Raw genomic sequence first — 24,354 nt, forward strand, 5'->3', positions numbered from 1 at the left:
ACCTTCGGCTGCCTATTCCGCCGCTTCAGCCACATAACCAAACTGCATGATGGCATCCGGCGCAGCAACGCCCGGCAGAATACGACCGTCATCCACCGGCGCGCCCATCTGGGTGGTCATGGGAATGACGCCTGCCCAAATTGGCAGGGCATAATCGGCATCGTCATCCTTCGGCGGACCGGAGCGAACCTTTGCTGACGCTTCATTCAGTTCCAGTTCCAGAAGCATGGTGGCCTTCAGCTCCTTTGCCATCATCGGCCGCAGGCCTTCCCAGCGACCCGGAAAAAGGCCGTTTACGAAGCTGTGCAAGTGATGTTCCTTTACCGCGATGTCCGAAATTTTGCGCGCTGTCCCGAAAGCCATGACCGAACGGTAATTGCAGGAGTGATGAAACGCCGAGCGAGCGAGAACCAGCCCGTCGAGCAACGTAAAGCTTACGCACACTTCTGCTTCGTCGCAACTTTCCAGCATACGACTGGCGGACGATCCGTGCCAGTAAATGAAATCGCCTTCACGCCAGACCAGCGTAGGCGTGACATAGGGCGTTCCGTTGAACACATAGGCCACATGCGCCAGAGGCTGCGCATCGATGATTGCGTGAACCGTGGCTGCGTCATAGGCACCGCGCTCATGCAAGCGTTTTACACGGCTGCGTTCAGAAGGGGCTGTCGTCATGGCCGATTTTTCTCCTTTATATTCGGCCAAACTGCCGTCATAGTGGCTTTGAGAAAATAGCCACTTTAAGAGAATAATATAATGCCAATTTCGAATACACTTCCAGAATTCGGGATTGATCGCTCCAGCGATGTCTCGCTGACCGCCCAACTGGTTGATCAGATAAGACAAGCGGTTTTAGCCGGACGCCTGAAACCCGATTCAAGATTGCCGTCTACCCGCGCCTTATCTCTGGAACTAGGCCTGTCACGAACAACCGTTCTCGCGGCATTCGACCAGTTGATTGCCGAGGGCTATCTCGAAGGACGTCAAGGTTCCGGAACCCATGTCACCGCCGAACTTCCCGACACCAGCCTGACAGTCGACCATCCGCCCCTCGACGCGATAGTCCAGCCGCAGTTACATCACGAGGAAGCCAAACCTTTTCATCTTGGTGTATTTGATAGTGATCATTTCCCACACGACGAGTGGGGGAAGCTGCTCGGGCGCATCTGGCGCAACCCATCCCCTGAGCTGCTAAGCAGTGACGATGTGTTCGGCTTTCATCTTTTGCGATCTTCACTGGCCCGTCATTTGCACGAGTGGCGCGGGATGATTGTGTCACCAGAACAGATTATCATTACCGGCGGCAGCGCGGACGCTCTTTCCCTCATTCGGGAGGCCCTGTTTGTACCGGGTGACAGACTGTGGATGGAGGAACCGGGCTATCCGCCCGCGCGCAAGATCCTTGGCGTCAATGGCCTCGACATCATTCCCGTCCCCATTGATGGCGGAGGTCTCGATGTTTCGACCGCGCGAGACAAGGCCAACAATGCGCGTGGAGCGTTTGTCACACCGGCACGGCACCACCCGACAGGCGTGACCATGCCATTAGGGCGCCGTCTGGAGCTGCTTGCCTGGGCAAGGGAACGCGACGCCATCATCATCGAGGACGATTATGACAGCGAGCACCGTTATGTCGGCCAGCCATTGCCATCCCTGATGTCGCTTGATCCAGATCGCATCCTTTATATCGGAAGTTTCTCCAAGGTCTTTTCGCCACTCCTGCGGCTCGGTTTTCTGATTGTACCGTCGCACATGACCACTCGATTCAGGGCGCTGCGACAAACCTTATTCCCAGCGCCATCGCCCTTGGCCCAACCGGCATTGGCCAGTTTTATCGAAACGGGAGCCTTTGCACAGCACATCAGGCGCATGCGGCGCATACATGCATCGCGGCGGCGTAAACTGATTGCAGCACTGGCGCCTGGAGAGCCGGAACTGTTCCAGATTGAGGCCCCTCCTGCCGGGCTTTCATTGCTGCTGGCTTTGCCAGACGGGAAAAGCGATACGCGCCTTGCCACTATTCTCGCAGATGCTGGTATCGAGGTTTATCCGCTATCAACGCTCTATACAAAACTGACGCCACGTCAGGGGCTTATCCTCGGATTCTCAGGATTTGATGAAACCGCATTGGAGAATTCGGCAACAGCGCTGATAAAAATTCTTCAACAATCGAATTAGAGAATGTGCATTAGCAATTTCGTAAACTTTGGATTCAGCATTTCCCGGTAAGCTTTGATTAGCAATTAGCTCGGAGGGAGCGTTGCAGCCCATTTGTTTTGCGTTACGGGTGCTCATGCGTTCTTCGGTTGTATCAGTCATTGCCCTTGCCTGCGCCGCTTTGACGGGCTGTACGTCAAGTTCGGGCATCGACAGCATTATGCTCCAGTCGAAGACATCGGCTGAGACCACAAGTTCGGTGGCTCGCCCGGTTCCGCCCGCCCCCTTGAGCGAAATGGCGAGCGCACCGCAGCCGATGCCAGCTGCCGAGCAGGAAGAAGTTCTGGCTTGGGCCGGCCCCATTCCGGATGCGGGTCCGTTCAAGGCAGAGCCGCCTGCTCCCGTTACACAGCAACCGCAGTTGCAGGAACGCCCTCAGGCGCGCATCTCTGTTCCAAAGCCGGAAGTCGCAGCCTATCCGCCGGTGCGCCTCGCACCACAGGAACGATCGAAAGTCTACAGCCACCGCTTTCGTGATGCGAAACCAATCAATTTTGGACGCTCGTCGCCGCGCAAGCTGGCAGTGCACGGTGTGGACGTCTCCCGCTGGCAGGGTGATATCGATTGGGTGAGACTGCGCACGCAAGGTGCAAACTTCGCCTACATCAAGGCGACCGACGGCGGCGACCACCTCGATCCCATGTTCCGCAAGAACTGGCGCGAAGCGAAAGCAGCGGGCATCAAACGCGGTGCATACCACTTTTTCTACTGGTGCCGCGTGGCAAGCCAGCAGGCCGATTGGTTCATCCGCAATGTTCCAAAGGAAGCCGATGCGCTTCCACCTGTCATCGACGTAGAATGGAACGGCGATTCCTCCTGCAAGCGTCGGCCTTCTCCGGCGCAGGTGCGGGAAAAGATGCAGGTCTTCATGGACAGGCTGGAGCAGCATTATGGCAAGCGGCCAATCATCTATACAGCTCCGGACTTCTATGACGATAACCTGAAAGGTGCCTTCACCAACTATCCATTCTGGCTGCGTGCCGTTGCCCAGCATCCGTCGAAGGTCTATCCGGGTCGCCCATGGACCTTCTGGCAGTATTCCGGGTCGGGTCTGTCGCAGGGCGTGAACGGTAAGATTGACCTGAACGTTTTCCACGGCTCAGAGGACGACTGGCACAGATGGCTGGCGCGTGCCGCCAGCTAAACAGCGAGAAACTGGCCAGAAGCCAGTTTGGATGTTATGAAGTTATATCAGGGATAACCGAAGCTTTGCCTCGAAACCCGGCATGCAATATCGCCATGCCGGGCCATTTGCTGCCCGCATGGTGTTACCATGAAAGGGAATGGCAAATATGGACGTCCGGTTATTTGTGCTGGCGCTGGCAACCTTCGTTACCGGCACCGCCGAGAACATTATCGTCGGCATTCTTCCGGGCATCGCACCCGGTTTGAATGTCTCAGTCAGTGCTGCTGGGCAGCTCACATCAATCTTCTCGATTACCTTTGCGCTTACCGCTCCAATGGCACTCGTTCTCACAACGCGCTTCGAACGGAAAGCCATCCTCGTCTTCGCCTTGGGCGTTTTCATCGCAAGCAATATCATCGCGAGCATTAGCTCCAATTATGCTGTCCTGTTTATCGCGCGCATCGGCATGGCCTCCGCAAGTGCAGTCGTCTGCCTGATTGCCACCATGCTGGCGACAGAGCTGGTTAGTCCCGCAATGCGCGGACGCGCCATCGGGATCATATTCATGGGTATAAGCGGATCGATGGTGGCCGGTGTCCCCACGGGAATGATTGTCAACGATTGGCTGGGCTGGCGTGCGGTCTTCCTGTGCCTGGCACTGGCGGCAGCTTTGGTGCTGCTCCTGTCGTTGCTTTCCCTGCCCCGTGCAGGTCGAAGCCTGCGTGGCTTGCCACCTTATATGCCGCACCTGAAATCCTTCCGGCTGGTATCAGCACAATTGGTTTCCATCCTGATGATCGGCGGTCATTTCGTCTTGTTCGCCTATCTGTCACCCTATCTTCTGGAGGCTGTCCACATCTCTTCACAGAAAGTCATCTGGGCGATGGTGGCGTTCGGCGTGGCCGGAATGACAGGCGGTTATCTCGGCGGACTGCTCGTCGACAAGCTTTCACCAAGGTTGGCTATCGTGCTGACGCCACTTCTCTATATGACGGCGTTAGCAACGATACCACTTGCAACAGGGTCCAGCACTATTTTCGGCGCAGTACTGATGATCTGGGCTTGTATCAGTTGGATGATATCACCCGTCGTTCAGAGCTTTCTCATCACGACCGATCCCGCAACGGCAGATGCCGGTGTCGGGATCAATCTATCTGCCATGCACATAGGTGTAGCGCTTGGCACGGCCACGGGCGGACTTGCTTTACGGCACTGGCACTTGCAAGCCCTGCCGTGGATCGGATGCATTCTGGTTGCGCTTTCCTTACTGTGTGCCCTTAACGCTTCCCGATATTTTGCAGGTCGTAAGGCGTCGATTGATACATCTCGTTGATCCAGTTTCCAAACAGAAGATGCGCGTGGCTGCGCCAGCGGTTTTCCGGCTGGCGCGTCGCGTCATCTCCGGGGAAATAGTTCGCTGGAACCTTTGTTTCAGGCTGAGCCTGAATGTCGCGGAAATACTCATCGGCAAGCGACGTTGTGTCGTACTCCACGTGATTGAACATATGCAGCGCGCGATGACGTGGATCGTCCAGCAGGCAAAGGCCCGTTTCCGGACTATCGACCAAAACCTTCAGCTCACTCTCGGCTGGAATGTCGCTCTTGCGCACTTCGGTCCAACGTGAAACCGGGATTTTGAAATCATCCGAAAAGCCACGAAGGTAGGGAGACGACGGCGCAAGGTTGCGCTGGCTATAGACGCCTGACGCCTTGCCCGGCAGCTCGTACTTGCCCATGCCGTGGAAATGATGGACGGCAGCCTGTGCGGCCCAACATATATTCAGTGACCGGTGCACATGGGTCTGCGTCCAATCGAAGACACGCTGCATCTCATCCCAATAGGTGACTTCCTCGAACTCGAGGCGTTCGACCGGAGCACCGGTGATGACAAAACCGTCAAAGCGTTGGTCCCGCACCTCTTCCCACGGCTGGTAGAACGACAACATGTGATCGGCAGGCGTATGGCGCGCCACATGGTTGGTGATACGAACAAGAGTTAGCTCGACCTGCAGCGGTGTCGCGCCAAGCAGACGCGCAATCTGCGTCTCTGTCGTGACCTTGTTCGGCATCAGATTGAGAAGGCCGATCTTCAGCGGACGAATATCCTGACGAATGGCATCTGCTTCGCGCATGACCATGACGCCCTCGGCCTGGAGAACACTGGTTGCTGGCAGATCATCAGGAATTTTAATCGGCATGTCGCGTCGGTCCCTAGTTTATGTTGGGGGAGGACGCGAGTGGCTTTATCCGTATATTTGCCGGTTTGGCCACATCCTCTCTTTACAGAGAGTACCACCTTGCCCGGAGAGGCAGGTTGGCGTTGGGCGTCTCCCCAACTCTTGATGTGATGTCACTTCTACTCAAACTCTTTCAGGGTGGCAATAGGGTTTAAGTGTCGCCTTAAAGTGTATGAGAAATTTCCATTTCTTTTGCCGATCAGTTTATGAATGTTGCACTCAGCGACTTACAAAATTTGGAATGAATGTCCTTCAAATTTTTTCTATGGCGGCTTTCAACGCGCTTACACGCTGAGCTGATGTCCGAAATGATTGTTCTGCGGCAAAACCGAAAGCGATAGCGCGAGAATCCTTCTCTTCGACCGGGACACGGCATGAAGCATGAATCTCTGCCGCGCCCGTTGCCTCCACGATCCGTCTCGCATTCTCCGCGTTGACGCCGCTGCCGGGCATGATGCGGATGCGGCCACCAGCCAACTCAGCCAGCACCCGCAGATTATCCAACCCCTTTTCCGCAGTTTGTGACAGACCAGACGTCAGAATGCGCTCGAAGTCGAGTGCAATTGCTTGCTGCACGGCAATCTCCATATTCGGAACGAGATCGAATGCGCGATGAAGCGTCGTTCCAAGGCCTTTTGCTTCTGTAACCAGTCTTTCCAACATGGCGACATCAAGAGAACCGTCGCTCAGCGAAGCACCAATGACAACACCGGCCAAACCGGCATTTCTGGCATTACGAATATCCGACACCATGATGGCTTCATCTTCTGTCGAAAAGCAGAAATTGCCCGCGCGCGGTCTGATCATTGTGTAAACCGGGATTGGCGCTTTCGAGGCAAGCTCCATCAATCCCAGCGAAGGCGTCAAACCACCAAGTTCAAGCGCAGAACAGAGCTCGATACGATCCGCACCACCTTCTATTGCCGACCGCAACCCTTCGGCGCTATCTACGCAGACTTCAAGTAACACGCTCACGTCTGATGCCCCAATATTGCGGCCCCAACCAAACCGCCATCACTGCCGAATACACCCGGAACGACCAATGGCTGGTTCATTTTCCGCAAAATTCTGGCCCTGACGGCCGTATCAAGTGCGGAGATCAATTCGGAAGCAGTAGCAAGTCCACCACCAACCGGAATAATCGACGTGCCTGTTATGTTGACGACGGCTGCAAGCGGATCGGCAACCAGCTGGAGATAAGCGGTAATCGTCCGTCTCGCCTCCGGTCTGCCTTCCAGCCATTCCTGCAGGACCGCATGGCTACTCGCATCTATACCGTTCAAAAACTGGTGCAGTTTTTCGATCCCGCGCGCGCCGCCAATCGTATCGACGCAACCGCTCTGACCGCAGCCGCAATCGAAGCGAGGAACCGACACTGTTTGTCCGTCTATTTCTACACATGTGTTGAGGATCGGGCCATGCCCCCATTCGCCAGTCAAACCGGCTTTACCGCGAACCAATCGACCGTCGATAACAAGCCCGCCGCCAACACCTGTGCCCAGCACTGCGCAAAAAACTATGTCGTGCCCCTCACCAGCCCCTTCGATAGCTTCTGCAAGGGCCAGACAATCAGCATCATTGGCGGCGATTACCTGTCGCTCCAATCGCTCGCCGAGTTCAAGACTTAATCTGTGATCGGTGATGCAAGGAATGTTCGCCGAGAAAGCGGAACTTGTTACTGGATCAACCAATCCAGCGATGGAAAGTGCAAGTGGCCCCACCTCGTCCGATGCGCGGGTTCGAAGCACAGTTTCCAATGCGCCCCCGAACTCATCCCAACTGCTTGCAGGGGTCGGCAACTTTTCAAGAAGTTCGATGTGTCCCGGATGTACAGAGCGGGCCAGCCGAATGAAGGACCCACCAACATCCGCGGCAAAAACAGTACCTGCCTGCCGAGACTGACGCATCCTTCTGTCGTGCATGATCGATCTTCCGCCGATACGTTTCGATGGTCCAACCAATCATCGCAAATGTATCGGCAGTCAATCGCAAGGCGCAATTATCCTACGGTTTTGGCGCCACGAGCGAGATGTTCACACCTTGCGGATCCTTGCATTGAACAACCCATTCCCCGTTCGGCACTTCCATCGGCTCTTGCAAAACCGCTCCGCCGAGAGACTTGACCCGGCTGGCAGCATTTTTCACGCCATCGACCATGAAATAGAAACCCCAGCCAACAGGAGTGCCGGGAGGTGCGGTCATGATACCGCCGTGATCGGCACCATCGACACTGAACACCTTGTAATTGCCCATAGGCCCCATGTCGAAATTTCGTGAGAGCTTCCAGCCGAAAACTTTCTCATAGAACGGAAATACCGTCTCGCAGTTTTGAGCATACAGTTCATGCCAGCCCGGATGCCCCGGTTTGCGCGAACCGAAGTCAGCCGGTGGCGGCATGTCGTCTTTCGGTTCAAAAAGTGCAAAGATACCACCTTGCGGGTCCGAAACGATCGCAAACCGTCCAATGTCCGGGATATCCTGCGCTGCTCTGAGCACCTTGCCACCTTCAGCTTGAACCTTTTTGGCATATTCGTCTGCATTTGCGACACCGACATAACCGATCCAGCCGGGTTCGCCTCCGCAATCTTCCTTTGGCATATCCGCCATCGACATCATGCCTGCAATCATGCATCCGGGCACTTCGAACAATGTATATTTCATGCCGGGAACCCCGGCATCTTTCGCTGTCCAGCCGACGACTTTTGTATAAAAATCCTGTGCGTTGTCAGCATCTGTTGTCATAAGTTCGTACCAGACGAACGGAGAAGAGCCGTTTTTCATTGAAAGTACTCCCTTGGATTTCTTTCGCAGTTGAATGATCAGCCGCAGCAGCTGTGCTTGGAAGCCTGTGCTTCATACTCATCATGCCGTTTGACGAAATGCATCGTGCCATTTTCATTCCGGCCCTTGGGGGCGCGGTCGAGGATCATCAAAGTACCTATCCACTCCTCGATGCCTCGGGCATAGCTGGAATAGGTGTGATAGATGGCACCGCTGTCGTCCTTGTAGAAAGCGCTCATGCCGGGCAGCTCATCAAAAGCATCTTCAGCAGCCAGCTTGTCGAAATTGTAGAAAACACGGTTATTCTCGAGCTCATCCTTCGTAAAGGAGACGTGGTAATCGAAATTGAAATCACTGCCTTCTGACGAAACCCATGGAAAATGCCAACCCATTCGCCTTTTGTAAGCTTCCAGCTTTGCCAGAGGCCCGCGCGAAACGGCAATTAGCGTGACGTCGTGATTGTTGAGATGTGTCACGGCGCCATCAAGATTGTCAGCAAGGAACGAACACCCTGTGCAACCTTGATCCCAGTCGGGTCCGAACATGAAATGGTAGACCAGCAACTGGCTACGCCCGTCGAACAGTTCGGAAAGCGACTTCCGACCCGAAGGCGTATCGAATGCATAGTCCTTATCAACCTTCACCCATGGCAGTGCCTGCCGCTCACGATTGACCTTGTCGCGCAGATGAGTGGCTTCTTTTTCACTTGCCAGAAGCGCACGTCGCGCCTCAAGCCAAACTTCTCGGGATACAACCTCATTCATGGTGCAAGCCCTCCTCCGGCTTTTGCTCCCTGTCTATGCCCAGATATCAATGTTCCCGCTTGACGATTTACATTGATATCAATATTAATAAATCATGTCAAATAGCCTCGATGTACCTTTTGAAACAACACTTCTGGTTCGTGATACCTGCCTTTGCTTGCATGTTCAGCGCGCCGCACGTGCGCTCGCCCGCCGCTTTGACGACGCTCTGCGTCCAGTTGGGCTGACCAACGGTCAATTCTCGCTGATGATGTCGCTCAATCGCCCGTCGCCGCCGCCAATGAAGCCGGTGGCAGAACTGTTGGCCATGGATCAGACGACTTTGACCGCAGCGTTGAAGCCATTGCAACGGCAAGGTTGGGTGGAGATCGTTATCAACCCGAAGGACAGGCGCGAGCGTTTATTGCAACTCACGCCTGAGGGAAAAGCAGCTCTTGCTGCAGCGGTGCCGATATGGAAGGCCACACATGCGGATATCGAGAAGCAGCTCATAAGCGGCAACGGTGATGACGTCCGCCGCGACTTGCTGGTTCTGTCGTCAGCCTAATGGCTGAAGGGGCGCTTTTCGCGCCCCTGCCCAACAACTTATTTGTTTTTCTTCTTTGGCTTGAATTCCTTGTCGTAAACCTCTTCCGCCATACGCCGGAGCGAACGCCCGATAGCGGCATATTCATACTCATTGAGGTTCGCCAGCGAGATACGCCCTGCAGGCTGCAAAGTACCGAAGCCAGTGCCCGGAAGCATAACAATGCCGGTTTCATCTGCGATACGGAAAAGCAATTCTGTTGGAGAGATATTCTTCTTCACCCAGGCCGCGAAATCATCGCCATAGAGGCGGCGAACGATATCCTCCAGATCGAGCAGCGTATAATAATCGACTTCATTCTCGTCGGACTGTGGTTCCAGCCCAAGCTCGCGGTAAAGCGCCGCTTCACGGTGACGGATCAACTTCTTGAGTTCGGCCTTGTAGGAATCCTTTTCGTCCATCAGACCGAAAAGCGAGAACAGAACCATCTGCACTTGCTGCGGCGTTGATAGCCCTGCTGTGTGGTTAAGCGCGACAGTGCGGCTGTCGGCAACAAGCCTGTCAATAAACTTCAGTTTTGAGACATCCGGCGTTAGTGAGGAATAGCGCTCATTCATTTCCTTCTTCGCCGATGACGGGAGGTTCTTGAGCTTTTCATCCAGAAGATTGTCCTTCTGCATGGCGACAACACCAAGACGCCAGCCGGTTGCTCCGAAGTACTTGGAAAAAGAATAGACGAGCATTGTATTGTAAGGGCAGATCGCAAAGAGCGACTTGAAGTCATCTGCAAAAGTGCCGTAGACGTCATCCGTCAAGATCATGAGATCGGGACGCTTTTCCTTGACGATCCGCGCGATTTGCTCAAGGCCGCGTTGATCCATCTTGACCGACGGCGGGTTGCTCGGATTGATCAGGAAGAAGACCTTGACCGACTTGTCGAGCAGCTTGTTCAGCTCCGCTTCCGGATATTGCCAGCCCTGGTGCGGGTCGGCATTGATGTGCACTTCTTTCAACCGATAATTGTTCAGTTCCGGTATTTCGATGTAGGGCGTGAAAGCTGGCATGCCGATGGCGACTGTATCGCCTTCATCAAGTATCTTGTTCTGTTTCAGCGTGTCGAAAATATAGGTCATGGCAGCAGTTCCGCCTTCGACCGCGAATATATCGAGTTTATCGGAACTCATGTAACCGCCGATCATCTCGCGCACGAGATAATGCTTCACGATCTCTTCGCTGATCTTCAGCATGCGCGGTGGAACCGGATAGTTACACCCAAGAATGCCTTCCACCATTTCATGCAGATATTCTGATGGGGAAAGGCCCAGCTGATCGCGCACATAAGACAGTGCACGCCCGAGAAACTTCACCCCGGGCTGGTCGCCATTATCTGAAAGAAATCTCTGGAAACGCCCTTCAATTCCCTCGACTTTCGGCAAACCGCCCACGCTTGTCGACATATAGGAATAGGAAAGTTCGGCTTCTGCGACTGCAAATAGCCCCAGCCGCAGAAAGGCACGACGTGGTAAGGTGGCAAGAAAGTTCGGATTGCCGCGCCCGGCGTTCAGCATGGTCAGATCAGCTTTGCTTGAAGCCAGCTGGATCAGTGCGTCCTTGAGTTCGAACGGGCTTAGCTTTGCATATTTGCTATAATCAGTCTTCGCCATGATCTACTCCTCAGGAGAAAGCGACCACCAACGGCCCGAGCAATGTCAAAAAGACATTGGCAAGCGCATAGGTGATTGCGAACGGGGTGGTAGGAATGGAATTGCCTGCCTTGTCGAGCACTTCGCCGAAGGCAGGATTTGCGCTGCGCGACCCGGAAAGAGCGCCAGCAAATATAGCCACATTGTCATATTTCAGCACGTAACGGCCAAAGAACATCGTGATGATCAGCGGCAGAATGGTTACGACCACACCGATCAGGAAAATGGTGAGACCGCTGCTGATAATTGTCTGCACGGCCTGCAGACCTGACTGGAGGCCGACAACTGCAACAAAGCCAGCGAGGCCCAAATCGCGCAGCAATGTGGAGGCACCCGTCGGCATGTTGCCGATGGTCATGTTCCGGCTGCGATACCAACCGAAGAGCAGACCTGACAGAAGCGCTCCGCCGCCGCTGCCGAGTGTCAGCGGTATCGAACCAATGCGCACGACAGCCAGACCAATCAGAAGACCGAATGCGATACCAAGACCATGAAACACGAAATCGGTCTTGTCACTCGGAACGATCACCGGACCGATAGACTTCGCCGCACGCTGCAAATCCTGATCGGTTCCGTAGAGTGAAACGACATCGCCAGCACTGATGACCGTATCAGGTTGCAGCGGCAAAGGCTTGTCGGCACGTTTGACGCCGATAACATAGACGCCATGGCGCAGTTCAGAGCTTATATTCTCCTTGATCGCAGCAACGGTCTTGCCGACATAATCCGGTGAAGTGATCGTCACGTCACGGATTTGCACGACGACATCCATGCCTTCAGAAGATTGCAATTCGGTGCCGATCTTGTTGCCAGAAGCGACAACGCCTGAGCGCCTGCCGGCCACAAGAACGATGTCGTCCCTTTCCAGATGGAGATTGGGTGCGAGGCCGATGATCTTGCCAGCACGTTTGACCCGTTCAATGGTTATGGCGTCTTCAACAGAGGTCATCGCCTCAATCTGGGCCACGGTCTTTCCTGATGCCTGTTCCACCTTATAGATGCGCCCCACAAGATCAGGAGCTGCTTCGCTTTCGCCCTGCCCCAAGACCCTTATGCCAGCCAAAAGTTCGGCTTCCGCCTTGATGGCATCGTCGCGGATAGTGCGTCCCATGAATTTCGGCAGCAGATTGACGCAGACAATGATCGCTCCGAAGGAACCGAAAATATAGGTCACAGCATATCCAACAGCGACATTGGCCTGCAATCGCTGTACTTCGTCAGCTGCCAGACCAAGCTTGGAAATGGCCGAACTTGCCGTTCCGATGATTGCAGATTGCGTTAGCCCACCTGCTGCGATACCCGCCGCAAGACCTTTGTCCAAACCGAATATGCGCGCCATGATGACGACGGTCGCGAGACCGCTGATAGCGAGCACCGCGGCCATTGCGATCTCACGCAAGGATTGCCGCCCGAGTGATCTAAAGAATTGCGGACCACTTTCGAAACCGACCGCATAAATAAAAAGGGCGAAGAGCAGAGCCTTCACCCCATTATCGATCTGAACGCCCACCTGGCTGATTATCACCGCGACAAGCAGTGACCCGGCAACCCCTCCTAACTGGAACTTGCCGAAGTGTATCTTGCCGACCGCATACCCGCCGGCCAGGGAAAGGAACAAAGCAATTTCGGGTGCCTGCTGAAATATTGCCTGAAGCCAATGCATCCGTCCCTCCAAGCTCCGATAACAACCTAGGGTTAGCTAGAGCGGAAACACCAAAGACAAGAGGCCGCAAACACAAAATGTTAAAAGAAATGACAGCAAACACAAGATCGCTCAAAAAGTTGAAAGTGCTTTCTGGAATTGTTCTATTCTGGAACGGAGACAATCTCTTTACACCGTTCTGTGATGAAAACTTAAAATAGATCAATATCGGGGTAAGATGTCTGGAAAAAGCAGGACACAGACATAAAATATGTCTGACGACGATCCTCCTCTTGCAACAGGGTGATTGACGAGCATTTTAAGGATGAAAGCAGGCTGAAGTAATGAATGAAAAGCGAGCCCCCCATCTCGTTGTCGTCGGCGCCGGTTTTGGCGGATTGCAACTGATCCACGATCTTAGAAACGTCGACGTGCGAATAACGCTGATCGATCAGCGCAATCATCACCTGTTCCAGCCGCTTCTCTATCAGGTGGCAACAACTATCCTCGCCACGTCCGAAATTGCCTGGCCGATCCGGCATCTGTTCAAAGATCGCAAGGAAGTGACCACGCTATTGGGCACAGTCACCGATGTTGACACCGAACACCGTCAGGTGCTGCTCGAAAACGGCACCGAAATTTCGTACGACATGCTTGTACTCGCCACCGGTGCAAGACACGCCTATTTCGGCAATGATCAGTGGGAGGCGCTAGCACCCGGACTGAAGGCACTTGAGGACGCAACCACCATTCGCCGTCGCCTGCTTCTCGCCTTTGAGCGTGCAGAACGTGAAAGCGATGAAGCAAAGCGGCAAGCGTTGTTGACATTTGCCATCGTCGGTGGCGGGCCGACGGGCGTTGAACTAGCAGGCATTATCGCTGAGTTGGCCAAACAAACCATATGGCCGGAGTTTCGCAATATAGACACGCGGCAGACACGCGTGATGCTGCTTGAAGCCGGTCCGCGCATTCTGGCGGCGTTTCCAGAAGACCTGTCCAATTATGCGTTGAAAGCGCTCGAAAAACTGGGGGTGGAAGTACGGCTCGGAATTCCGGTCAAGGACATTACAGCCGAGGGCGTGACTGTCGGCGAAGAGTTCATTCCATGCCGGACAGCAATCTGGGCAGCAGGCGTGGCTGCCTCTCCAGCTGCAACGTGGCTCAACGCCGAGAGTGACCGAGCAGGGCGCGTGAAGGTGTTATCCAACCTCAATGTACCTGGCCATGAGGATATCTTCGTCATTGGTGATACCGCATGGGTCGAGGGACCGGACGGCAAGCCGGTTCCGGGTATTGCCCCTGCCGCCAAGCAGCAAGGTGCCTATGTTGCGAAGGTCATCAAAAGCCGCATTGAAGGAAAGACCCCACCGATGCCATTCCGTTACAAGCATCAGGGCAATCTTGCGACCATCGGCAGAGGCGCCGCTGTGGTCGATATGGGGCGCTTCAAGCTCAAGGGACTCATCGCCTGGTGGTTCTGGGGCATTGCGCACATCTTCTTCCTTATTGGAACGCGAAGCCGTGCCGCCGTCGCCTGGAGCTGGCTCTGGACTTACATCTCCGGCCAGCATAGCGCTCGGTTGATAACGCAAGGCAAACCTGTAGAGCGCTAGATGGAAGACGGCCCGCCGGAAGCGGGCCGTTTCTCTTACTGTCTGATATGCCGTTATTCGGCAGGTTCCAGCTGCGGAACAAGGTCTGTGACAACAGGCGTTCCGTTCATCGCTGCGGCCAACTTGTCGGTATCGAGTTCATTTTCCCAACGTGCCACGACGATGGTTGCGACCGCGTTGCCAACGAGATTGGTCAGAGCGCGGCATTCTGACATGAAGCGGTCGATACCGAGGATCAGGGCCATGCCCGCGACTGGAACGGCTGGAACGACGGACAGTGTCGCCGCAAGCGTGATGAAACCGGCACCCGTAATGCCTGCTGCACCTTTTGAGCTCAGCATTGCCACCAGTAGAAGCAGTATCTGATCACTCAGTGACAGTGGAATATCCGTCGCCTGCGCGATGAAGAGGGCTGCCAGCGTCATGTAGATATTTGTGCCGTCGAGATTGAACGAATAGCCCGTCGGAATGACGAGGCCAACGACAGAGCGCTTGCAGCCAGCCTTCTCCATCTTGTCCATCAGCGCGGGAAGTGCGGCTTCAGACGAAGATGTGCCCAGAACCAGCAGCAGCTCTTCCTTGATATAGCGGATAAGCGCGAGGATCGAGAAGCCATTGTAACGGGCGACAGCTCCCAGAACGACAAGCACGAACAGCAGGGCCGTGAGATAGAATGTGCCGATCAAAAGCGCGAGATTGGCAATCGAGCCGATGCCGTATTTGCCGATGGTGAATGCCATGGCACCGAAAGCCCCGATTGGAGCGGCCTTCATGAGGATCGAAACCAGCTTGAAAACGGGTGCTGTCAGGACGTGAAGAAAATCGGTGACAGGCTTGCCCTTGTCGCCGACCAGAGCCAGCGCAATACCAAACAGAACCGAGAAGAACAGCACCTGCAGAATGTCGCCGTCTGCGAATGCTCCAACAATCGTTGTCGGGATGATGTTGCTCAGAAAGCCGGTGATGGTCTGCTCATGTGCCTTGGCGGCGTAGTTGGCAACGGCCTTCGGATCAAGCGAAGCCGGGTCGATGTGCATCCCGGCGCCCGGCTGCACGACGTTGGCGACGATAAGCCCAATAATTAAGGCAAGCGTCGAAAACGTCAGGAAGTAGATCATTGCCTTACCGGCAACGCGACCGACCTTTTTCATGTCGGTCATTCCGGCGATGCCGGTTGCAACGGTCAGGAAGATGACAGGCGCGATAATCATCTTCACGAGCTTGATGAACGCATCGCCAAGCGGCTTCAACTGCGTGCCCAGCTCGGGGTAAAAATGGCCAAGCAGAATACCGGCAGCAATAGCCACCAATACCTGTACATAAAGATGCTTGTAAAAGGGGATTGGGCCGCGCGGCGCAGCCGCGGCACCTGTCGGTACTGCAATCATGATGTCCTCCGTTCGGCTCAGTCCGGAACCTGTCCAGCCTCCCAAGCCTTCAGTCTCGAATTCCAGCGGTCCCAGCCGCTGCTGAACTGATTGATTGCAATGTCCGTGCCAGTTTGGAGATAGATCACTAACGTGTTGTTTTCTTTAAATTTGTGAGTTTTCGCATCGAAGTAAATCTAGCAGAAGTGCGATTATCCGCACATTTTTATTTCCTATTTGTGTGAAATATTGCACAATGAGAGCAATGAGTTCGAACCCCTCCCCAGCGGACAGCCGCACCCGACCCACAAACATCAACCGACGGACATGGGCGTTGTTCGGATTGTTTTGGGCTGCGGTTTTCGCGCTTGCATTCTGGGTCGTCGGCGACATGGCACGAGACAAGGCCGTCCTCGCATTAAGCGAGCAGACAAGGATCGATGCCAACCTCAACACTGCATTGTTGCGCGCTGTTCTCGACAAGCAACGTGCTTTGCCTCTGGTGCTGTCAAAGGATAAGGCGCTGGAAGCTGCATTACTGGACAAAACAGCCACAACAATCGATCCCTTGAATGAGAAACTCGAAGCATTGGCGGATGGGACTCAAGCGGCCGTCATTTATCTTGTGGGCATGGACGGCATTGCCATCGCGGCAAGCAACTGGCGCGGACCAACGAGTTTTGTCGGCAACGACTACAAGTTTCGCCCCTATTTTCACAACGCTTTGAAAAACGGGGATGCAGAGTACTTTGCGCTCGGCAATGTCAGCAATCGCCCCGGTCTTTACATATCTCGTCGCATCGATGGCCCAAGCGGTCCGTTGGGGGTGATCGTTGTCAAGCTGGAGTTCGACAGGCTGGAAAGTGACTGGAACAATGCCGGACGGCCGACCTTCGTGACGGATGAACGAAATATCGTTCTGATTACAAGCTTGCCGTCTTGGCGTTTCATGACCATTGGCTCGATCGATCAGGAGCAGCTTCAGTCTATCCGCGATAGCCTGCAGTTTGGTGACGCGCCACTTAAGCCCTTGCCCCTGTCGATCAAGTCAATTGACGGCGAGGATGTACAGTTGATTGATGCGCTGCTGCCCGGCAATGCGCGCAATACCGACTTTCTCGCAATCCGTTCGATCGTGCCTTCCACTCCCTGGCAGATGTACAGTCTCGCGCCAATTCGCCCGCAGATTCCTTCCGCCATTCGTGAATCCCGGTTGTTCACCTTTATCATCCTTTCAGCTATCGCAATGGTTGCCGGACTTCTTCTACGTCGCAGGCAGAAAATCGCGACACGCATCGCCAATGCACAACGTACACAGATGGAACTGGAAGAACGCGTGGAAGAGCGCACCCGCGATCTCAGTCTGGCACGCGACAGACTGCAAGCTGAGATCAGCGACCATCGTCGCACCGAAACAATGCTGCAAGGGGTGCAGCAGGACCTCGTGCACGCCAATCGCCTGGCCATCATGGGGCAAGTAGCGGCTGGCGTGGCGCATGAAATCAACCAGCCCGTCGCAACTATTCGCGCCTATGCAGACAACGCAAAAACCTTCATCGAACGGAAATGCCTTTCCAACGCAACCGAAAACCTCAGTGAAATCGCCGCATTAACAGACCGCATAGGTACAATCACGGGTGACCTTAAAGCACTTGCCCGCAAGGGACGTACTCCTTCCGAACCGACTTCGCTCAGTCAGGTCATTTCGGGTGCGCTGGTACTGTTGCGAAGCAGGTTCTCTGGGCACATGGATCAGCTCGATATCGCACTACCACCGCCGGAACTGCAAGTTATCGGTCATTCAATCCGGCTGGAGCAGGTTTTCATCAACCTGTTCCAGAATGCACTGGAAGCCATTGATTTAAAACAGAATGATGGAAAAATAGAAGTCCGTACTCATGTAGATCGTGACAAAGTCATCATATTGGTTTCCGACAATGGACCGGGTATGCCGCAGCATATTCGCGACAATCTGTTTTCGCCTTTCAATACATCGAAGGAAAAAGGTCTCGGTCTAGGTCTTGTGATCGTCAAGGAGATCGTCACTGACTATGGCGGGACCATCTCTGCCGAAAGTAATGCCGCAGGCACATCTTTCCGCATCGAACTGAGAAAAGCATGATGGACAAGTCACCCTTCGTTATTCTTGTCGACGATGACAAGGCGCTCCGCCGCGCCACTCGTCAAACGCTTGAGCTTGCCGGTTTCGGAGTTGCTGATTTTCCAAGCGCACTGGATGCGTTGAACAACGTTACTTTTGAGTATGATGGCGTTGTCGTTACCGATGTCCGCATGCCGCAGATCGACGGTCTCCAATTCTTTGCCCGGATCAAAGCCATTGACCCCGATTTGCCAGTAATCCTGATTACTGGCCACGGTGATATTCCGATGGCGGTGCAAGCCATTCAGGACGGTGCCTATGATTTCATCGCCAAGCCGTTTGCAGCCGACAGGCTCGTGCACAGCATCCGTCGTGCATGGGAAAAGCGACAGCTTATCGTTGAAAACCGCGCCTTACGCGAAGCCGCCGAGAATGTGGAAGGTGATCTGCCGTTGATCGGCCAGACACCGGCGATGGAAAATCTGCGCCGTACCTTGCGCGATATAGCCGATACGGATGTTGATGTGCTCGTGGCTGGTGAAACTGGCAGTGGCAAGGAAGTCGTCGCACAGTTGCTGCACAACTGGGGCCATCGTCGCAAAGGCAATTTCGTAGCACTCAACTGCGGGGCCTTGCCCGAAACGGTGATTGAAAGCGAACTGTTCGGTCACGAGGCAGGTGCTTTCACGGGAGCTCAGAAAAAGCGGCTCGGACGGGTTGAACATGCAAGTGGTGGCACGCTGTTTCTCGATGAAATTGAAAGCATGCCTGCAGCAACGCAAGTGAAACTGCTGCGCGTCCTTGAGATGCGCGAAATCACTCCACTCGGCACGAATGAGGTTCGCCCGGTCGATCTGCGGGTTGTGGCTGCAGCAAAGATCGACCTCGGTGACCCCGCCCAGAGAGGCGACTTCCGTGAGGACCTCTATTACCGGCTGAATGTCGTCACGCTTTCCATCCCGCCGCTGAGAGAAAGACGAGACGACATTCCGTTGCTTTTCGCACATTTCCTGACGCGAGCGTCGAAACGCTTCAATCGCGATGTGCCCGCTATCGATACAGCGACACACCGACATCTCATGAACCATAGCTGGCCGGGAAATGTCCGCGAATTGGCACATTTTGCCGACCGCGTAGCGCTTGGCGTTGCGAAACCGGCTCACTTGCTGCAATCGATGGTCGGCAATCAAGAAACACTTCCAAAACGGCTCGAGCGCTACGAAGAAACGCTTATCCGCGAAACGCTTGCCGCCCATAATGGCAATGTTCAGGAAACGATTGAGGCGCTCGGTATTCCGCGAAAGACCTTTTACGATAAGATGCAGCGTCATGGCATCAATCGCGCGGACTATCGCGCCAACGGCGATTGAAGTTCATCTGCCATCTGTCTGGGAGGACCACGATGACCTTGAAACTCTACCTTCATCCCTTTTCGTCATACTGCCAAAAAGCGATAACCGCCTTCTATGAAAAGGACATAGCTTTCGAAGCAAGAATTCTTGATGGTACGGAACCGGTAGCGAGCGAGTTCAACGCCGTTTGGCCCTTCGGTAAATTCCCCGTGCTAACGCATAATGGAAAACTGGTGTTTGAAGCGACCGGTATCATCGAGTATCTCGACGCCACCCATCCCCACACCAGACAACTGATCCCATCGGACCCGCTTGTCAGCGCTGACGTGAGAATGTGGGATCGTTTCTTCGATAATTACATAAACTACCCGCAGCAACGCCTCGTCTATATCGCACTTGGTCGCGAGCATGACGACGGGGGCAACCGCTGGCGAGCAGCCTTCGATACAGCCTATGCGTTTCTGGATCGACATATGGAAGGGCGCAAATGGGTCTCGGGGGATGATTTCAGCCTTGCCGACTGCGCTGCGGCGCCTGCCCTGCTCTACGCAGACTGGACCTATGCCATTCCCGAAAAATTCGCCAATGTGTGGACCTATCGCAAACGTCTGCTTGCACGGCCGAGCTATGCCCGCGCACTCGACGAAGCGCGACCATTCCGTCATCTGTTTCCGTTAGGAACGCCCGAAGAAGGTAGGGACTGACAGCCTATCGCGGCGAAGCGATCAACTGTCCCGTAGAAGTGTGCTGCATGACTTCCATCGGAATGCCATAGATTTCCTCCAGGCGTTCTGGCACCATAATTCCCTTAGGCGTGGATTGTGCGATCAATCTGCCGCTGTGGAGTGCAAACACTTCATCGCAAAAGCGTGCGGCCATATTGACATCATGCAAGACGACGAAGACGCTCAGGTCCTTTTCGTGTGACAGCTTACGCACAAGCGAGAGAACTTCGATCTGGTGCGCGATATCCAGCGCCGAAGTCGGTTCATCAAGCAGAAGGCATTCCGCATCCTGAGCAACCAGCATGGCGAGCCAGACGCGCTGACGCTCACCGCCCGAAAGGGTATCGACCAATCGGTCCGCGAAGGCTCCGATCCCGGTCAGTTCGATGGCTTCTTCCACCTTCTGACGGTCCGTTGCGCCGAAGCGCCCTAGAGCACCGTGCCAGGGGTAGCGCCCCAAAGCGACAAGTTCCCTGACCAGCATGCCTGCCGCAGGTGCAGTCTGCTGTGGCAGGTAGGCAAGCTTACGCGCAAACTCACGGTCACCCCAATCACCAAGCGCCTTACCCGCAAAGCGTACAGTCCCGCCGGACACTGGCTGCTGCCGAGCCAAAATCTTCAGAAGTGTTGATTTGCCTGAACCATTATGCCCGATAAGCGCTGTCAGGCTTCCCACCGGTATCGACATCGTCAGCGGTTGCAACAGGACGCGCCCGGCGGCTGAAAAGGTGACATTCTCGAGTTCGAACAGAGCGGAGGTCATCATTCTCATTCCTGATTTTGGTCAACTCTAGGGTCAGGACCTAGATATCTGCCCTGCAATAAAGCAGTTCATCGAAGGTTGATAGCAAAATATGAGAAAGATATACATGTTTTGAGAAACACCATCGGGAAGAAGAGTTTGGGCTTCCATCCGCATATGAAAAGTCACATTGAAGACGTCAGCTTACTGGACGATCTCCATTATCGCGTTTGGAATGGCGCAATAGCCGACGTATGGTCGGTCGATTGCGGACCAGGCGCACGCGGAGAATATGTTTCGGAAGCGCCGCGCCTTTTTCTTGTGCTTGAAAGCCGAGGGGAACTGGCAATCCGCCCCGAACAAACCAACCATACGCTGGCGAGTGTTCAACCGCGGCAAAGGCTTTGCTACGTCCCTGCTGGCATGACGATCTGGAGCCGCGTAACACGTCCGGGAAAACTAAAGCATCTCGATCTGCATTTCGATATTGCTGCCCTACAACAACGCTTCGGTCACGTACTGGACAAAAGTAGCATCGAAAAGCCTCGCCTGTTCTTTTCGAACTCGAAGATCGAACAGATTGGTTCCTTGCTGGCCGAAGAATGCATTTCAAAAGCACCGATGCATGACCTTTATGGAGAGGGCCTGCTAACCGCACTTGTAACAGAACTCTTTGAAGCGCAGTTGGAACAAAGGACACTTAACAGCAAGCTTTCACCGCGACAGCTTCGCCGCGTTACTGAATTCATGGAGGATAATTACGCGCGCGTTATCCGCCTTCAAGAACTGTCAACGCTCGCCGGATTGTCCGAATCCTATTTCTGCAGCGCCTTCAAGGCCTCGACAGGTGTTTCACCGCACGCCTGGCAGATGCGGAAGCGCATTGATCAAGCGCAGATGCTGCTTCTGCAACCAAACGTGTCCCTACCCCATATCGCAGCTCTCACGGGCTTCGCCGATCAGGCGCATTTCACCCGTGTTTTCAAGAAACTGACCGGCATTACGCCTGCCGCCTGGGTCAGACAACACCAACAGTAAACCCAGCACGAGCGATATTTGAGGACATTTTACATTAGCCAAAGATCATTCAATTAGGCGAAATAACGAACAATCTTCTAGCAATATCTTGATGTAAATACTCATATTAATTTGCAATGCGTTGCAGCGCTGACGCATTCGCCGCACCTGGCTGTTGTCTTATCGGACGTTGGCAAGTTGGGTCAGATATAGGATTTCTCAAGGGGCTTGCACCGAATGACCACATCGATAAAGCAACACTTCCTGATGCTGCTGGCCGGCAACGCAGCATTTGCGTTTCTGCCGGTTTCGACAACCTATGCGCAAGAGGCTAACAATACGGTTCGCCTTGACACGGTTGTCGTACAGACGGGAAATGGTCGTAGTGATGAGGGTGTTGCGCCGGTAAACGGCTTTGTTCCAACAGCAACGACAACCGGCTCGAAAGACAGCGTTGCCATCGAAAAGATTCCACAATCCGTATCAGTTGTAGGGCGCAAGCAGATGGATACCATCGGCGCGCAAAAGCTGGACGAAGCATTGCGCTATACGCCAGGTGTGCTCGGACAGCCTTTCGGTGTCGATAACGATACCGACTGGCTCTATATTCGCGGTTTCGAAGCCACCCAATACGGCACCTATCTCGACGGTTTGCAGAACTTCAGCTACGGCTTCGGTGGTTTCCTGATCGATAGCTTTGGCATTGAACGTATCGACGTTCTGCGTGGTGCATCGTCTGCCCTTTACGGCGGGTCCAATCCGGGCGGCATTGTCAACTATATCAGCAAGCGTCCGACCGACGAGCGGCTGCGATATCTAGAAACGGGCATCAATAGTTACGGTAATGCCTATCTTGGCTTCGACATCGGCGACAAAGCCAGCGATACGGTCAATTACCGTGTGAACGGCAAGATTCAGGGTGGCAATAATTATACAGACTTCGCCAAGGAATTTCGCGGCGTCATCTCGCCAAGCATTGAATACAAGCCGGACGAAGCGACGAAGCTGACCATTCTCGGCAACTATACCCATCTTGATCTGACCCACGATGGCGGAGGCTTTCTTCCCTACTACGGCACTGTCGTTCCAACCGAGTTCGGCAAGATTTCGCGCAAGCGAAATTTCACCGAGCCCGACATTGATTCCTACGAGCGCGAGCAGGCCTCCATCGGCTATGAATTCGAGCATCAGTTCGACAATGACTGGACTGTACGGCAGAACGTTCGCTATGGTTTTCACATGTGAAGAACACACCCTTTACGCCTATGGTTATGAAGGTTTCTTGCCGCAGCCGGCACCAGGAAATCCGAACATTGCGCGCATCAATTTCAGGCACGATACGACGGTCAATACCTTCCTTGCCGACAACCAGCTTGAGGGAACAGTCGAGACCGATGCTCTGACACACAATCTTCTGTTTGGTGTCGAGTACCGTTATTTCCGTATTGAACAGATGCAGCAGACCGGCGGGGCGACTGTTATCGATGGTTTCAATCCGGTATATGGTGAACCACAGGGCCCGATGTTCGACCCTTATATCGATCAGGATCTGCGACGTCACCAGATCGGCATTTACGCACAGGATCGAGTAGAGTTCGGCGACGGCTGGATCGCAACATTCAACGGTCGCTACGACTATGTCAAAACTGACGCGGCAGGATTGCCGAGCTACGAATATAACAAGGGCAAAGCTTCAGGCCGCGCTGGACTGGGCTACGAGTTCGACAATGGCATAACGCCTTATGTCAGCGTCGCGACCTTCTTCAATCCGATCATCGAAACGCTGGCAGATGGCAGCTATGCTCAACCGGAGACGGGAACACAGTATGAAGTGGGCGTCAAATACCGTCCGGAATTGTTCGACGGTTTGATCACCGCTTCACTGTTTGATTTGACCAAGGAGAATGCCCTCACTGGCTCCAGCTTCGCGCGTGAGCAGCTTGGCAAGGTCAACTCGCGCGGTTTCGAACTGGAAGTTCAGGCCAATATCACCGATGCCTGGAAAGTGACTGCTTCGGTTACTGCCTACGACCTGAAAATCAAAGAGAATGACAGCAACCCCGATATTATCGGCAATCGTCCTTACCTCTTGCCGGAACAACAGGCTTCCGTCTTTGTCGAGTACAAGGTGCCAGACGGTGCTTTTCAAGGGGTGACGCTCGGCGGCGGTGTACGCTACCTCGGTTCCTCTTATGCCGATGAGGAAAATACACTCAAGGTGCCAGCTGTGGCGCTTGCCGACCTGAAGCTCGGTTACGAAAAAGACAATTGGGGGGTCGACCTCAACGTCACCAATCTGTTCGACAAGAACTATGTCGCTGGTTGTCAGGGCATTTATGTCTGCGGCTATGGTGAAGGGCGTAAAGCGCTACTCAAGGTCCACACCAAGTGGTGATTTTGAGATTGAATACCAAAGAGTGCCACGGTTGTGGCACTCTTTG

At 54.2% G+C, this 24,354-nt stretch carries 19 protein-coding genes, 1 pseudogene and 1 riboswitch; of the genes and pseudogenes, 10 read left to right on the forward strand and 10 right to left on the reverse strand.

From position 1 onward, the window contains the following. Positions 1-12: 12 nt before the first annotated feature. Complete coding sequence (locus LJ361_RS06730; RefSeq protein WP_029927536.1) at positions 13-675, reverse strand: pyridoxamine 5'-phosphate oxidase family protein; 663 nt, start codon at positions 673-675, stop codon at positions 13-15. Between the two features lie 81 nt (positions 676-756). Here LJ361_RS06730 and LJ361_RS06735 point away from each other — a divergent pair, with 81 nt between their 5' ends. The 3 genes from LJ361_RS06735 (at position 757) to LJ361_RS06745 (ending at position 4,676) form a co-directional block, all read left to right on the forward strand. Then, the gene (locus LJ361_RS06735) at positions 757-2,178 is read left to right on the forward strand and encodes a PLP-dependent aminotransferase family protein (RefSeq protein ID WP_029927538.1); all 1,422 of its coding nucleotides are present in this window, start codon (positions 757-759) and stop codon (positions 2,176-2,178) included. A 115-nt stretch (positions 2,179-2,293) separates the two neighbouring features. Further along, positions 2,294-3,361 carry a GH25 family lysozyme gene (locus LJ361_RS06740; RefSeq protein ID WP_264813062.1) on the forward strand — a complete coding sequence of 356 codons (1,068 nt, stop codon included), beginning with the start codon at positions 2,294-2,296 and terminating at the stop codon, positions 3,359-3,361. 148 nt (positions 3,362-3,509) lie between these two features. Further along, on the forward strand, positions 3,510-4,676 hold the full coding sequence (locus tag LJ361_RS06745; protein WP_264813063.1) for an MFS transporter: 1,167 nt from the start codon (positions 3,510-3,512) through the stop codon (positions 4,674-4,676). On the opposite strand, the gene metA is transcribed toward LJ361_RS06745, so the two are convergent. The 5 genes from metA to LJ361_RS06770 all read right to left on the reverse strand — a co-directional run bounded on the left by metA (position 4,621) and on the right by LJ361_RS06770 (position 9,125). After that, positions 4,621-5,541 (reverse strand): homoserine O-acetyltransferase MetA, encoded by a 921-nt coding sequence (gene metA, locus LJ361_RS06750; protein ID WP_010658688.1) that lies wholly within the window; start codon positions 5,539-5,541, stop codon positions 4,621-4,623. The two genes, LJ361_RS06745 and metA, sit on opposite strands and share 56 nt — an antisense overlap. A gap of 43 nt (positions 5,542-5,584) precedes the next feature. After that, positions 5,585-5,694, reverse strand: a riboswitch (SAM-I-IV-variant riboswitch). Positions 5,695-5,832: 138 nt separating this feature from the next. Next, complete coding sequence (locus LJ361_RS06755) at positions 5,833-6,555, reverse strand: copper homeostasis protein CutC (protein WP_264813065.1); 723 nt, start codon at positions 6,553-6,555, stop codon at positions 5,833-5,835. Then, positions 6,552-7,502, reverse strand: a complete 951-nt coding sequence (locus LJ361_RS06760) for an ROK family protein (protein WP_151615638.1) — start codon at positions 7,500-7,502, stop codon at positions 6,552-6,554. Before LJ361_RS06760 ends, LJ361_RS06755 begins: the two co-directional genes overlap by 4 nt. 82 nt (positions 7,503-7,584) lie before the next feature. Then, positions 7,585-8,361, reverse strand: a complete 777-nt coding sequence (locus tag LJ361_RS06765; protein WP_029927550.1) for a VOC family protein — start codon at positions 8,359-8,361, stop codon at positions 7,585-7,587. A 38-nt stretch (positions 8,362-8,399) separates the two neighbouring features. Then, positions 8,400-9,125 (reverse strand): DUF899 domain-containing protein, encoded by a 726-nt coding sequence (locus LJ361_RS06770; RefSeq protein ID WP_029927551.1) that lies wholly within the window; start codon positions 9,123-9,125, stop codon positions 8,400-8,402. Positions 9,126-9,219: 94 nt separating this feature from the next. On the opposite strand from LJ361_RS06770, the gene LJ361_RS06775 reads away from it, so the two are divergent. Then, a complete protein-coding gene (locus LJ361_RS06775) occupies positions 9,220-9,672 on the forward strand; it encodes a MarR family winged helix-turn-helix transcriptional regulator (RefSeq protein WP_010658683.1) in 453 nt (150 codons plus the stop codon). A 38-nt stretch (positions 9,673-9,710) separates the two neighbouring features. Here the strand turns inward: LJ361_RS06775 and LJ361_RS06780 are convergent, their stop codons facing one another. Both LJ361_RS06780 and aspT read right to left on the reverse strand, forming a co-directional pair. Beyond that, positions 9,711-11,315, reverse strand: coding sequence for a bifunctional aspartate transaminase/aspartate 4-decarboxylase (locus LJ361_RS06780; RefSeq protein ID WP_010658682.1), 1,605 nt, complete (start codon positions 11,313-11,315; stop codon positions 9,711-9,713). A gap of 10 nt (positions 11,316-11,325) precedes the next feature. Next, on the reverse strand, positions 11,326-13,017 hold the full coding sequence (gene aspT, locus LJ361_RS06785) for an aspartate-alanine antiporter (RefSeq protein WP_010658681.1): 1,692 nt from the start codon (positions 13,015-13,017) through the stop codon (positions 11,326-11,328). Between the two features lie 323 nt (positions 13,018-13,340). Here aspT and LJ361_RS06790 point away from each other — a divergent pair, with 323 nt between their 5' ends. After that, positions 13,341-14,609, forward strand: coding sequence for an NAD(P)/FAD-dependent oxidoreductase (locus LJ361_RS06790; RefSeq protein WP_151615637.1), 1,269 nt, complete (start codon positions 13,341-13,343; stop codon positions 14,607-14,609). A gap of 53 nt (positions 14,610-14,662) precedes the next feature. On the opposite strand, the gene LJ361_RS06795 is transcribed toward LJ361_RS06790, so the two are convergent. After that, positions 14,663-15,997 (reverse strand): dicarboxylate/amino acid:cation symporter, encoded by a 1,335-nt coding sequence (locus tag LJ361_RS06795; protein WP_012092900.1) that lies wholly within the window; start codon positions 15,995-15,997, stop codon positions 14,663-14,665. Between the two features lie 235 nt (positions 15,998-16,232). On the opposite strand from LJ361_RS06795, the gene LJ361_RS06800 reads away from it, so the two are divergent. The 3 genes from LJ361_RS06800 to LJ361_RS06810 are packed head-to-tail and all read left to right on the forward strand — an operon-like array spanning position 16,233 to position 20,133. Beyond that, positions 16,233-18,098, forward strand: a complete 1,866-nt coding sequence (locus tag LJ361_RS06800; protein WP_376787373.1) for an ATP-binding protein — start codon at positions 16,233-16,235, stop codon at positions 18,096-18,098. Beyond that, a complete protein-coding gene (locus LJ361_RS06805; RefSeq protein WP_029927557.1) occupies positions 18,098-19,447 on the forward strand; it encodes a sigma-54-dependent transcriptional regulator in 1,350 nt (449 codons plus the stop codon). The genes LJ361_RS06800 and LJ361_RS06805 overlap by 1 nt, the downstream gene beginning before the upstream one ends. Before the next feature lie 32 nt (positions 19,448-19,479). Further along, the gene (locus tag LJ361_RS06810; RefSeq protein ID WP_029927559.1) at positions 19,480-20,133 is read left to right on the forward strand and encodes a glutathione S-transferase family protein; all 654 of its coding nucleotides are present in this window, start codon (positions 19,480-19,482) and stop codon (positions 20,131-20,133) included. 4 nt (positions 20,134-20,137) lie between these two features. On the opposite strand, the gene LJ361_RS06815 is transcribed toward LJ361_RS06810, so the two are convergent. Continuing rightward, entirely contained in the window at positions 20,138-20,917 is a 780-nt protein-coding gene (locus LJ361_RS06815; RefSeq protein ID WP_029927561.1) for an ATP-binding cassette domain-containing protein, read from the reverse strand. 156 nt (positions 20,918-21,073) lie between these two features. On the opposite strand from LJ361_RS06815, the gene LJ361_RS06820 reads away from it, so the two are divergent. After that, a complete protein-coding gene (locus tag LJ361_RS06820; RefSeq protein WP_235916957.1) occupies positions 21,074-21,934 on the forward strand; it encodes a helix-turn-helix domain-containing protein in 861 nt (286 codons plus the stop codon). Positions 21,935-22,150: 216 nt separating this feature from the next. After that, positions 22,151-24,308 (forward strand): annotated as a pseudogene (locus tag LJ361_RS06825) (TonB-dependent siderophore receptor). Positions 24,309-24,354 lie beyond the last annotated feature (46 nt).

It is taken from the genome of Brucella sp. JSBI001, assembly GCF_026014005.1.
In the GTDB taxonomy this organism is placed as follows: domain Bacteria; phylum Pseudomonadota; class Alphaproteobacteria; order Rhizobiales; family Rhizobiaceae; genus Brucella; species Brucella anthropi.